Origin of the sequence: Bacillus sp. FDAARGOS_1420, from assembly GCF_019344915.1 — a bacterium.
Taxonomy (GTDB): Bacteria; Bacillota; Bacilli; order Bacillales; family Bacillaceae_G; genus Bacillus_A; species Bacillus_A mycoides.
This window is the reverse complement of record NZ_JAHWJB010000005.1, coordinates 31911-43970: the sequence shown is the minus strand read 5'-3', so window position 1 is coordinate 43970 and position 12060 is coordinate 31911. Positions and strand designations below refer to the sequence as shown.

Annotated in this window: 11 protein-coding genes and 4 pseudogenes; 3 read left to right on the top strand and 12 right to left on the bottom strand. The window is 34.7% G+C overall.

The window, feature by feature from the left end:
- Positions 1-66: 66 nt before the first annotated feature.
- The 4 genes from I6L50_RS32595 to I6L50_RS32580 form a co-directional block, all read right to left on the bottom strand.
- Positions 67-1698, bottom strand: coding sequence for a hypothetical protein (locus I6L50_RS32595; protein ID WP_219304517.1), 1632 nt, complete (start codon positions 1696-1698; stop codon positions 67-69).
- A 15-nt stretch (positions 1699-1713) separates the two neighbouring features.
- Positions 1714-2799: a hypothetical protein gene (locus I6L50_RS32590; protein WP_219304515.1), complete on the bottom strand. Its 1086-nt coding sequence runs from the start codon at positions 2797-2799 to the stop codon at positions 1714-1716.
- Between the two features lie 103 nt (positions 2800-2902).
- Positions 2903-3211: a hypothetical protein gene (locus I6L50_RS32585; protein ID WP_074651673.1), complete on the bottom strand. Its 309-nt coding sequence runs from the start codon at positions 3209-3211 to the stop codon at positions 2903-2905.
- Positions 3212-3242: 31 nt separating this feature from the next.
- Positions 3243-3467, bottom strand: a complete 225-nt coding sequence (locus I6L50_RS32580; RefSeq protein WP_219304513.1) for a hypothetical protein — start codon at positions 3465-3467, stop codon at positions 3243-3245.
- Positions 3468-3765: 298 nt separating this feature from the next.
- Between I6L50_RS32580 and I6L50_RS32575 the strand changes: the two genes are divergently transcribed.
- On the top strand, positions 3766-4953 hold the full coding sequence (locus I6L50_RS32575; protein ID WP_219302042.1) for an IS110 family RNA-guided transposase: 1188 nt from the start codon (positions 3766-3768) through the stop codon (positions 4951-4953).
- Positions 4954-5091: 138 nt separating this feature from the next.
- On the opposite strand, the gene I6L50_RS32570 is transcribed toward I6L50_RS32575, so the two are convergent.
- The 6 genes and pseudogenes from I6L50_RS32570 to I6L50_RS32550 all read right to left on the bottom strand — a co-directional run bounded on the left by I6L50_RS32570 (position 5092) and on the right by I6L50_RS32550 (position 8311).
- Positions 5092-5535 (bottom strand): hypothetical protein, encoded by a 444-nt coding sequence (locus I6L50_RS32570; protein WP_016093890.1) that lies wholly within the window; start codon positions 5533-5535, stop codon positions 5092-5094.
- 546 nt (positions 5536-6081) lie between these two features.
- Positions 6082-6330: a hypothetical protein gene (locus I6L50_RS32565; RefSeq protein WP_113710522.1), complete on the bottom strand. Its 249-nt coding sequence runs from the start codon at positions 6328-6330 to the stop codon at positions 6082-6084.
- Positions 6331-6433: 103 nt separating this feature from the next.
- Entirely contained in the window at positions 6434-7009 is a 576-nt protein-coding gene (locus I6L50_RS32560; RefSeq protein WP_219304511.1) for a type IV secretory system conjugative DNA transfer family protein, read from the bottom strand.
- Positions 7010-7049: 40 nt separating this feature from the next.
- Positions 7050-7507: pseudogene (locus I6L50_RS32555) on the bottom strand (TRAG family protein).
- 150 nt (positions 7508-7657) lie between these two features.
- A pseudogene (locus I6L50_RS35325) lies at positions 7658-8008 on the bottom strand (adhesin); the annotation flags it as partial.
- A gap of 94 nt (positions 8009-8102) precedes the next feature.
- A pseudogene (locus I6L50_RS32550) lies at positions 8103-8311 on the bottom strand (helix-turn-helix domain-containing protein).
- A gap of 144 nt (positions 8312-8455) precedes the next feature.
- Here I6L50_RS32550 and I6L50_RS32545 point away from each other — a divergent pair.
- Entirely contained in the window at positions 8456-8839 is a 384-nt protein-coding gene (locus I6L50_RS32545) for a helix-turn-helix domain-containing protein (protein ID WP_219304509.1), read from the top strand.
- Between the two features lie 283 nt (positions 8840-9122).
- Here the strand turns inward: I6L50_RS32545 and I6L50_RS32540 are convergent, their stop codons facing one another.
- A complete protein-coding gene (locus I6L50_RS32540; protein WP_172797045.1) occupies positions 9123-9290 on the bottom strand; it encodes a hypothetical protein in 168 nt (55 codons plus the stop codon).
- Between the two features lie 21 nt (positions 9291-9311).
- On the bottom strand, positions 9312-10463 hold the full coding sequence (locus I6L50_RS32535) for an AimR family lysis-lysogeny pheromone receptor (protein WP_219304507.1): 1152 nt from the start codon (positions 10461-10463) through the stop codon (positions 9312-9314).
- A 472-nt stretch (positions 10464-10935) separates the two neighbouring features.
- On the opposite strand from I6L50_RS32535, the pseudogene I6L50_RS32530 reads away from it, so the two are divergent.
- Positions 10936-11888, top strand: a pseudogene (locus I6L50_RS32530) (Replicase RepFR55).
- The last annotated feature ends 172 nt before the right edge of the window (positions 11889-12060 follow it).

Sequence of the window (12060 nt, the reverse complement as noted above, 5' to 3'; positions counted from 1 at the left end):
TCCTTTCAAATTAAAAAGGTACTCTTTTTATGAGTACCTTTTTGACAATATCAGTTGATTTTTTCTTTATTTACTCGCTACCATCTTTTCTTTTTGTTTCAGAACTGGCTTTTCTTGATTCGTTGGTTTTCCCGGTTCTGTTGGCTTCTCTGGATTTGTTGGTTTCTCCGGTTCTGTCGGCTTCTCTGGATTTGTTGGTTTCTCCGGTTCTGTCGGCTTCTCTGGATCTGTTGGTTTCTCCGGTTCTGTCGGCTTCTCTGGATCTGTTGGTTTTTCTGGATTTGTTGGCTTCTCTGGATCCGTTGGTTTCTCTGGATCTGTTGGCTTCTCTGGATCTGTTGGTTTCTCCGGTTCTGTTGGCTTCTCTGGATCTGTTGGTTTCTCCGGTTCTGTCGGCTTCTCTGGATCTGTTGGTTTTTCTGGATTTGTTGGCTTCTCTGGATCCGTTGGTTTCTCTGGATCTGTTGGCTTCTCTGGATCTGTTGGCTTTTCCGGATCTGTCGGTTTCTCTGGATCTGTTGGTTTCTCTGGATTTGTCGGCTTCTCTGGATCTGTCGGCTTCTCTGGATCTGTCGGCTTCTCTGGATCTGTTGGCTTCTCTGGATCTGTCGGCTTCTCTGGATCTGTCGGCTTCTCTGGATCTGTCGGCTTCTCTGGATCTGTTGGCTTCTCTGGATCTGTCGGCTTCTCTGGATCTGTCGGCTTCTCTGGATCTGTCGGCTTCTCTGGATCTGTCGGCTTCTCTGGATCTGTTGGTTTTTCCGGTTCTGTTGGTTTACCTGGATCTGTTGGTTTTTCCGGTTCTGTTGGCTTCTCTGGATCTGTTGGTTTCTCCGGTTCTGTTGGCTTCTCTGGATCTGTCGGCTTCTCTGGATCTGTTGGTTTTTCCGGTTCTGTTGGTTTACCTGGATCTGTTGGTTTTTCCGGTTCTGTTGGTTTACCTGGATCTGTTGGTTTTTCCGGTTCTGTTGGTTTACCTGGATCTGTTGGTTTCTCCGGTTCTGTTGGCTTCTCTGGATTTATTGGTTTCTCCGGTTCTGTTGGCTTCTCTGGATTTATTGGTTTCTCCGGTTCTGTTGGTGGCTCTATAGGTGGTTTTGGTTTTTCTGTCCCTGTATTTTCCGAATTACTATTCTCACCCTCCGTTATAATTGGTGGGTTCACAATTGCATCTGGTTTCTTCTCCGGTGGAAGAATATCTCCTATACTCGCTACGGTAGAATCAATATTTTGATCGCCAAATGCAAAGTGATCTCCATTCACGGTCACTTGTGGCTTATTATCTGTAATAGCTGCAATCACATTATCCTTTGCTGTATCTTCAATTGATTTATCTGTTGTTTCTTTATCAAAGAGTGCTAGAACACGAGAAGTGGTTTCATCCCCATTTTGAAGATTACTTACAATAGATTTTTCTTTAAAATTAATTTTTGATTTATCCAATTCTTCGAGTACATAAGCAACTTCATTATCTTTACTTTGAATTGCATTCTCTGTAATTGCTTCGAAATCTTGTTTGTTCAGATTTTCTTTCTTTTCCTCCGGCTTATTCTTATCTAGCTTTTTTGTAATAGCTGTTTTACTTTTGGATGATTCCTTACTTCCAAACCAACTGCACCCTGTAGTGCCCAATATCAATGAACCACCAAAAAAAACAATTCCCATTTTTTTATACAGATTCTCATAATTTAATGGCATGTTATTTTTTCCCCCTTAGATGTCCTTTAGATCTTTATCAATCTTTTCAATCTTGGCTTTCTTTTCCTCTTCGCTTATCGTAGATTGTTGAACATCCCGTTTTTCTAATTCTTTGACCTCTTTCATCAAAGTTTTGTTTCCTTGCATTTTGGCAAAAGAATAACAATCTTCATATTTTTTTAGATTTACAAAAGCTTCAACAATGAGCTTTTCACGCCTACCATCCATATTGACTTTCCCTTTGAACTTGATTACCTCTTCATATTTTTTATCAAGCGCTGCCTTTTCAAAGTCGATTACATCATTTTTGACATCTATTTCATTGATTTTATTCATGTTGTCTATCCCGATAAAATAAGCAACCACACTTTCTGCAAATTTCGGCTCATACTGTAATGCCTTATTTGCCTTTCCATTTAATAAATAAGTAAATAAAACTGCCTTTTGACTATCTTTATCTAGTTCTGTGTAATTGACCTTATCAAAGTATTTAACGGCTTCTCCATACTGTTGAATGGCTGCCTGTTGTAATCCTTTTACCACATATTGTTCCGAACCAGCATTTGCACTCGAAACTGGTTCGGAAGAGAATAACTTAAAGGCAAATATGGCACCAGCTCCAATTAACACCACGCTTCCTATGACACTCGCAATAATCTTGAATCCTTTTCTATTTTCCTTTCCAGGCTTTACTTGTGGCTCTATTTCATCCGATGGACGATAAGAGGGTTCTTCCGTTCTTTCTGGAAATTCTTCTTGATATTCATATTCTTCATGAAAAGGAGAATCATTGATTTCTCTTTCTAACGTTTCTAACAGCTCCTTTTTTTGTTCCTCTTGTTCCGGATCTAATTGCATCACATTCATTTTCTTAGAAATGTGATCAAAAATATGAGCTGCATATCTCGAACCAAGTGATAACGTTCCGTTATAAATTTCATTAGCATGACCATCTAACAAATCGAAATCAATGTGTTCTTGCCGCCCAGCTTCTCTATAAACACGTTCTAATCGTTTAGTTAAGGTATAAGCCTCATGAAACGAATATTGCTTACCCGACTCAATTTCTGTTCCATTGCTACTCTTAAAAATGACAAACATAGCTTCTCCTTTCTCACATTTACTTTAAATCCCATAAAAAAAGGCAACAAAAAAAGCCATACCCTTTGCATAGCCTCCTCATTGCCTTATTTATATTTTTTCACTATTTCATCCAAAGAAACGGAAATAAGATTTGACCGAATTTCACATTAGTATTTACGCTTTCCGCTAAGTATTGGCATCCCATTACAATAACGAGTCCGACTGCCCCACCAATAAACCACCATACACATTTATGTCTACCTCGTTCACCGCCCCATATTAAGAGGTAAGCGCCAAAACAAAAAACAATTGCTGTACTAACTATTGCTCCTCTTTGCATCCATGTAATAAATGAAGTACCCGTATTAATTAGACCGTCCATCGCATCACCTAACACTAACATTTGAGATAATGTTTCCAACATTGACATATACATTCACTCCCTTTTCATTTTGAGATACTTATACGTTACTAGGCTGACTTGATTCATTCGCCTTACTATCTTCCTTTACTTCTGTTGATGTTGCTTTATAAGCTTGTAAAGCTTTCATAACAAGATCTTGATTTTCTTCAATGTATTTCTGATGATGTAAATGAAGCCAATGGTTATAATCCTCACCATTGGCTCTTAATAAGTTTGCTACCATATCTTTTTCTTTTCTTAATTCCCTCTGTGAAATCGTCACTATATCACCACCTCGTATGATAAAATTAGGTTTTTTAGGAAAGGGATTTACCTATAAACCCATGAGTATCTAGTAACTATGGGATACTTATATTTGTAGATAGAGTGGTACCGGTCACCCCCTTGAATCTTGTATTCGGTTGAAAGATTGGTACCTCTTTCTAATAAGTAATTTACGAATGAGTTGGATGTTGATGGCTTTCTTAGTCATTCTTCGTATCTCTTACGAGGTAGTAGCACTTATTAGTTCAGAGGAACACAAACACTATCTAACATTTATTAAAATAGGAGTGTACACGATGTTGTATTTAGGTATTGATATTGCCAAACATAAGCATTATGCATCTATTATGGATTCCAACGGGAATCCTGTGGAAAAACCATTCCCAGTCTATAATCATCGAAAAGGAGGCCAAGCATTATTAAAGAAAATATATCAACACATTGACGCCCCAACAGAAATTAAAATCGGAATGGAAGCGACTGGACATTACTGGTTAGCATTATATTCCTTTTTATTAGACCATGGGTTCTCAGTGATTGTACTGAACCCAATTCAAACGAACGCGTGGCGGAAAGGAACCGAGATTAGAAAAAGAAAAACAGATGCCATTGATGCGACAATGATTGCTGATGTCATTAGGTTTGGTAACTTTTTAGAAACGCCTCTTGTAGATGAAAAGATGTTTGCCCTCAAACAACTCAGTCGCTTTCGTAATTCTCTCGTAAGTAGTATGGGTGATCTAAAACGTAAATCACTTGTCGTATTAGATCAAACATTTCCTGAATATCAAAAAATGTTCTCAGATGTTTTCGGTAAAACTTCCACACAAATTTTACTGGCGTACGCTTCTCCCAGTGACTATGAGAAAATATCTATAGACGATTTAACCCAAATAATCGAACAAGCAAGTCGTAACCGACTAGGAAAAGAAAAAGCACATCAAATCATTGAATCTGCCTCTCATTCGTTTGGTATTACTTTCGGTAAAGAAGCATTCTCATTTCAGCTAAAAATGTTAATGGAGCAAATCCACTTTATTGAGATTCAACTCAAACAATGTGAAGAACAAATGGATGAACTCCTTATTGAATTGGATACCCCCATCACTACAGTACCTGGCATTGGACCTATTTTAGGTGCCACTATACTAGGTGAAATTGGAGATATCAAACGATTTGATAAACCTTCAAAACTTGTCGCTTATGCGGGCATTGATGCCTCTGTATCCCAATCGGGCCAATATAACTCGACTAGCATGTCCATATCAAAACGTGGCTCTTCCCATCTACGTAGAGCATTATTTCAAGCTGCCGTTACTGGTTATAGATACGATCCAATTTTGAAAGCCTTTTATGAAAAGAAAAAACAGCAAGGAAAGCATTATTACGTTTGTATCTGTGCAGTAGCCAGGAAATTATGTCATATTATTTACGCTATCTTAAAAAACAATAAACCTTATAAAGTCCCTATACCTATCGCCTAGAAATCAAGTTAATACCTTGATTTTTTTAACCTTTTCTCAAGGATTATTTGGTGTGCACTTTTTTCAGTGAGCACTTCCATTATTTATTCTGCATTTCACCCTTGACTTTTCATAGTTGGTCTTTCAATGATTATGTGATTACTTCTGATATTGCTCTTTGCAATTTTTAACAAAAAAACCAATTTCTTTTTCAAGTTCTGATGCTTTAATTTCTGACAGCTTAATATCTTTTTTCGGCTTTCCTTTTTCATAGTAAGCAAGAGAACTTCGTCTTTGAGATAGCCCCCAATCATGAGGATTGCTGGTACCTGGTATATCCTCACGTTCTTCATCTAACTCGTGTATTTCAACATTTTCCTGTTGAGCGACTTTTTTAACAAAATGAAGCCAATCTTCTCTTTTTTTCTTGTCAGCACTTAACATAACAAAACCTGTGCCATCCTCACTCATGAACTTCTTCATTTCTAACGGACTAAGTTCCATTACTTCCCCTTTTCCCGAACTAAAGACAAATGTTGAACCAATACCAATTGCAATTAACAGTCCAACAACAGCGGAAATGATCCACCCTTTACGACTCATACATGTTCCTCCCTATGTCATATTTTTATAAGCGATTTTGAAGTGTGATGAGACACGTTTAAACTTCAACATCTGTCTTTATTTTATAACATTTAAAGGAAAGTGGGATAGAAAATGGAAATATCATTTATGGCTGGAATGACGAACCCTGTATTGGTATGCGTATAGAAACTAACCCCGACCTAGCTTCTATATGCCCAATACCGCACTACGTATTTTGGCATGAACGTAGAACCTTATGTATCTACTGTTTGTATGGTATATCGCTTCTTTAGAATGTCAAAATGGGATATTCCTCACGATCACTAGCGCAAACAGATTTTTGATACAATGCATTTCCAATGGTCACAGATATGAGTTTTACGTACGCACTCTTCTAACGATAATCGTATACCTAACCCCTCTAGTGACCGTTTCAAGGGAGGCACGCATATATATTGAAAGCCACATCATTACTGAAAGGAAGATATACGCAATATATATCTAAATTGTCAAAGAGCAAATTACTTTGTGCTATGTTCTCAGCACACTTCAAAATCGCTTTTTTTATTTACACTTTTGTTTTACGGCTACTAATTCCGCTTGTTTATGCTTCCTTTTTGCGATCAAGTTTTGATGTTCGTCTCTGACAGAACGCACTTGATAATAAATTTGAGCTACATTTTCAATGCTTCCTGTGTTATTTTCAATTGCGATGGTGCCTTTCAGTTCGTATGTTTTTCCATCAAAAGTTTTGACACTATGAGCTTGTGATGCGGCAATATCATAGAATGTGAGCCTTTGTTCTTTTCTCATATGAACGCCTCCTATTTTTGATAAAGAAGGGAGAAAAGCGCTTCTCCATTGTATAGTTTTCTAGCCATCTAGATAGGATGAAATAGTGAACGAGTGCTTCATATCATGCTAGGATTGTTGTGTTATACGAGGTTATGATGCGTTGCGCTGCCTCTTTTCCGTATATGTGTTGTAATGCGGATTGAGATTCAACTACGATTGAATGCTGAATGTGGTATGTTGCGCTTTCTTTCAAAAACTGCTCCATATGAGGGATTGGGTACAAATCATATTGATGAAATACCAGGTGAATTGGTCTTATATTCTTGCATTCTGTTAGATACTGAAGAAAATTTGATAATGCTTCTCCTCTCTCTTGATACGTACTTTTTTCCGTTTCTATACTTATATACACAACCGATTTTTGCTTTATATTCATTTCAAGCGTTTCATAACCAGTTAGCAAATCATGTTTGATGATGTGATATCCTTGTTCTCGTTTTTCATGATGTGTATCTTCATAAAAGATGCCTTTCGGATCAAAAATGAAAATAAAATCATTGGCATTTTCTTTCACACCTTCTATGACTGTTTTATAAGCCCCAAAGCGAGCTTTTATCACACCTGCAACCTTTTCCCCTTCATTCAGTTCCTTCAACGCTCTAATCACCTTTGTATACTTCTTAGCTATGCCTAACATGTATTGCACTCCTTCCTATTTCATTTTCCTCTTCTGACTACTACTGAAACCAAAAATACTCTTTTTGTTCCTCTTGCTTTTCACGTTGATGTTTTTCAAGAATGTATAGCAAAGTGATAGCTATCGCATCCCTTGTTTCTTTTGAATAAAGACCTAGCTCATGGAGGATATGATAAGCTGGATGCTCATTCTCAAGCGAATGTACTACTTCTACCAAGTTCGCTTCACTTTCATATATTTTTTCAGTGAACTCAATAACTTTTTTCACATCTAAGTAATATAGGTTTTTATGTCGTTGATCCAGATACAAAATACTTCCTGCCAATAATTTTGTAGCGGATTCTATCCAATAATCATGTTGCTTTAATGGTTTAATTACAGTTTGAGCGATTGAAATTGCTTGCATCAATTCTTCAGGTAACCAAGCACTCTTGCGCTGCATAACGTCTTCCCCAAGTTTCCCTATTTTTTCATTTTACCGACGTGGATTTCTGACATCTCATATCATCTCCCTTTCGGTTTCTTATATCTTGCTCCCTATCAAAAAAAAACAACTGTCCAAATGGGGATTACGAGTATACATGCATTTTGAAATCCGATAGTAAAGCTCAGTGGATTTCCATCTCCTTCATTAAAATGAGCTTCAAATCACAATTGAGATTTTTTATGGTTTCTTACTGCAAATACGGCTTCAAAAAAAACAAGTACGATACATGCAAGACTAATCCATTTTATGTATGGATTTTCGGCTTTACCTTCTGTTGTTGGAAGAAACATTTCGATTTTCTTTGGTTTTTGTTCTAGTTGTGGTTTCATAGCAATATGTTGGGATTTCTCTATTTGTGGAATAACAGGTTTTCCGATTACTTTTGGTTGTTTCGGTACCTGTGGTTGCGGTACTTCTGTTTGATCTGGTTTTTGTGGTTGTTCTGTTAGTGGTGTCTCTGTTGTAGGCGGTGTCGATTCCTTCTAATCCTTCACTGTATGCTTAATGAATTCAGACATTATATTTAAAAAAATAATTATAAAATTGTACCTTTTATAGATTGTTCATTTACAATATAAATGTATAATTATTTTTCATGAAAATAATTCATTCCAACTTTGCTCGATAATATGTTGCTAAAAAATCTTTTCTACTGGTTCTCCCAAAAAATCCGATATACTTTTTGCCCGACTAGAAATTAAACCCTTTCTACCCGACTCAACATCATACAAAGTACTTACTGGAATGTTAGAACCTTTTGAAACCTCATTAATCGTATAACCTTTTGATTCACGAAATTCTCTTAAAACTGTCAAGTGTCTCACCCCCTATATACAGTTTATTAGTCTTCGAGCCAAAAGTCAACACCTTAAGTTCTCATTTTAAACACCTTAAGTGTTAAAAATTTCCGGGAATCTTATGTTACTATGCAAAATTTTAAAATTGGAGTGATAAATAAAATGACAATCGATGAAAATATTGTTGGGAAAAATATAAAAAAATTAAGGGCTATAAAAGGAGTAAGCCGAAAAGAAATGGCCGAAGATTTAAATACTACATATAGAACTGTATCTAGTTGGGAAACTGGAGAAAAAACACCACGCTTAAATAAATTAGAGGAAATTGCTACTTATTTAAATGTCAGCGTCTCTTCTTTATTAACAAAAGAAATTCCGGATGAAGACCTCTTAAAAAGTATTAAAGGTGAAGATCCAGTTGAGCGTTTAGCCAGATTACTCTATGAACGATACAAGAGTGTACCAGATAAACATAAACCCCGTATTGAAGAAGAATTATTAAAATATGCTAGCCAATTAAAAGCGCAAGTTGAACAAGAGGAATAGGGAATCTCCTATTCCTCTTGTTCATAGCTCGCACATAACTCCACAATTTCACTAAAAGTTTGTAAATCAATTATTTTCACAATCTCCAATAATTCATTTACGCTTAATCCCTTTCTCCCCATTGTTGCCCCTCCCTTTTTTACTTTTATATTGTGAAAAATAATACAAAAATTTCATAATTCCCCGTCTAGGGATTTATAAAACAGTTTATAAAATCACAAAAGACACCGTTCAAAACGATGTCTTTTTTAAAAATATATATTTTAAATAAAATATGAAAATATTATCCACCACCGCCGGGATCGACCATCATTCTATACACCATATACTGATTCCCAGAACTTTTAGCTTTTTGGGAGTACTGTTGTGTTTCCATTTTACCTAGTGAACTATTCACTAAAGTTAATAACAGTATAGCGGCTACTATTAATACATATAATTTTTTCACCATTTTTTCACCATCCCTTGACAACTAAATTATATTTTCTGTATATTCATCATATATTACTTCAGCAAATTTTACATACAGAAAATCATTATTTACTTTAAACATATCAATAGACTGTTTAATTAAATGTATGTCTTGTTTAGCCATTCCCAAGTAACATGTTTGAAGTGGTGTTAACATTTTTCTTTTCGATCTAATTTCTTCAAGTATTTTTATCGCTTGTTGATATTTTCCCTTTTTAATTAAAAACAAAGCGTATTCAGCTGGGTGTAATCTATCGAAATCAATTTTATTTAGATCTTTCCACCAAAATATTCTAATGAAGTTAATATCATTTAGAGCTATATTGTATTTTAAACTACCTTTAGAACCCTTCAATACATTTAATGCTTCTCGAAAGAAATATAAAGATTTTTTATAATCAGAAAACATAAAGTTTTCTCCGCTCCTAATGTTCAACAAAGCCTCCATAACAGGGAAGAAATCAATATCCTTATATGTTCTTAATTCACCATTTTCTATTACAAATTGTAGAGAGTTATTTTTTCTTAATATTGAATAACTCCAAAGTTCTTTTACCCAAAATCCGTATAAACTCTTTAAGAAAGTATTGGTTACTAATTTATCATCTCTAATATTCTTCTCGACTCTTTCCTTATAACCTTGCATTAATCCAAAATCCCCTAAATCACAAAGAATTAACATACTGAGTATATCACAAAAGATTTCTACATCCGCATTAGAATTTCTAGCTTTTTGGATATTCAAGTACACTTCTCTGACATTTTTACCTGTCAAACGATCAATATATAAATTAAATATATCTGCAAATCGTCTCATTTCTAAATCCTTGCTCTCTTTACATATTCCAGCGAGATATTCAATTAATAATACGTGATCGTTCAAATGAGCAAGGGCAAATGCAACTTTAACATTTATGTTTAATCTATCCTCTAAAGTACCTAAATAATCAATTATTTTTTGTTCTTGTTTATCCTTATCATTTGCAAAAATGACATAAGCAATTTTTGCAAATGTATATACAGATATTTCTTTATCCCTGTTAATCCAATTAGAGATAGTGGATTTAGCAACTCCAATTTCTTTTGCAAGATCAGTATATGTTTTGTTTTTAGAAGATAAATAATTATCAATTTCCCTAGATAACTTCTTCATGTATTTTCACCTCGTCTTTTTTCACGAATATTCAGAAACGTACATATAAGTAAGAAAATTATAACACAGTACCTAGAAACAATTTCTTGCTCAATTATTAAATGAATATTCCGACATTTTTAACGAAAATAAATGTGAAATACTTCTATTTTTGCACCTATTCTTCAATTATGAACTTAGAGTGTGGATATTATGTACATACAATTGTAAAATGAATATAAATTACCTAAGAACGAAAGTTTTTTAGAAAACAAAAAAAATAAAACCCCACCGTCCAGTTTTTAATTGGCTTCTAGTTTGGCGACCGGAACCAATTAAAAACTTCTAAGATAGGGTTTTAATTCACACTATAAATATATGTCTTTAGTATCATACTTGATATTAAAATTATATCATAATGCATATACAAAGTGAATATAAAACCTCTGTTTTTCCTTTTTATTTGCGGTGGAAAAAATAGGAGGTTTTTTCAGTGTTGTTGCGAAATTTTTTGCTTAGTCGAGCAAAAGCGGAACTAAGCCCCCACATCCATCACTTACCCAAAACTCCTGGAACTATCAAGCAATCAAGAAAATAACTTCTTATATTGATAGTGTTGTCTTAGAGTGTGAAGGTGCTACCACTAAAGATTATCTTACCAAAAGGAAATATGAAGCTTTAGAGACTGTTTTATCTTATCTAGTACAAGAAGGCTATAGTCAAGTTAGACAAGAACACATCAGCAAAAAATCTGGAATTTCAAAACCTATTATTAATTACATTTTTAATTGGTTGCAAGATTTAGGAGTATGCCAACAAATAAAACGTAAGACGGCATGGAAAGATTGCCCCCTCTGTTTACATATTAACTATTTAAAAATCATTGAATATTTCAAGATAAAATGGGCCGTAGCAATTGATGTTTGTGCTACTTTTACTAGATTTTTAAAGAACCAAATTAGTAAAAAGTCTGATGTAACAGATATTGAATTTATGCAAAAAAACAATTTTAAACCTTCACCTTCCTTAGATTTTTTTGGCATTGAAGAGCAATCAAAACCAGCTGTCAATCATGTGGAACAAGGAAAAAATAATAGATTACAAGACTTAAATGATTATTTGAGTGAAGATCAGAAAAGAGCGTATTACTACATTTTGAGTCAAGAGCTAACATACCTGGCTGAAAATGATGCGTACACAATTGCTTTAAGATTGCCACCGGATATTGATCGCTACACAAGATGGGATTTTGAAGAATGTGTGCAATGGTTCCAGTTTAATAAAGCTGAAAACAGTAATCCTGCACATTTCATAAAAATGCATAATCAAAAATCTAAACAGAATCAAGATCGTAGAAAACGTAATGCACAAAATACAAGCTCACTCTTAGATACAAATAATACTCATACATTTGTTTTCTACAATTTTTTAGAAGAGCACAATTAAAATCAAAAAAATACAGCTACAAATAGCCTGGCTGAAAAAAACATATACAGCAAGGCTATTTGTAATGCCTTCCTATAGTTCTCTATAGCCTTATTAATCTTCAATAAAATAACTTCAAAAATCATATGCATTTTCTATGGATTATAATTATTTTTCTTTTAATTCAACTAAA

Bases quoted from the DNA above. Each gene is read 5' to 3' on its own strand.
- I6L50_RS32595 (WP_219304517.1), bottom strand. From the start codon at position 1,698: ATGCCATTAAATTATGAGAATCTGTATAAAAAAATGGGAATTGTTTTT.
- I6L50_RS32590 (WP_219304515.1), bottom strand. From the start codon at position 2,799: ATGTTTGTCATTTTTAAGAGTAGCAATGGAACAGAAATTGAGTCGGGT.
- I6L50_RS32585 (WP_074651673.1), bottom strand. From the start codon at position 3,211: ATGTCAATGTTGGAAACATTATCTCAAATGTTAGTGTTAGGTGATGCG.
- I6L50_RS32575 (WP_219302042.1), top strand. From the start codon at position 3,766: ATGTTGTATTTAGGTATTGATATTGCCAAACATAAGCATTATGCATCT.
- I6L50_RS32570 (WP_016093890.1), bottom strand. From the start codon at position 5,535: ATGAGTCGTAAAGGGTGGATCATTTCCGCTGTTGTTGGACTGTTAATT.
- I6L50_RS32565 (WP_113710522.1), bottom strand. From the start codon at position 6,330: ATGAGAAAAGAACAAAGGCTCACATTCTATGATATTGCCGCATCACAA.
- I6L50_RS32560 (WP_219304511.1), bottom strand. From the start codon at position 7,009: ATGTTAGGCATAGCTAAGAAGTATACAAAGGTGATTAGAGCGTTGAAG.
- I6L50_RS32545 (WP_219304509.1), top strand. From the start codon at position 8,456: ATGACAATCGATGAAAATATTGTTGGGAAAAATATAAAAAAATTAAGG.
- I6L50_RS32540 (WP_172797045.1), bottom strand. From the start codon at position 9,290: ATGGTGAAAAAATTATATGTATTAATAGTAGCCGCTATACTGTTATTA.
- I6L50_RS32535 (WP_219304507.1), bottom strand. From the start codon at position 10,463: ATGAAGAAGTTATCTAGGGAAATTGATAATTATTTATCTTCTAAAAAC.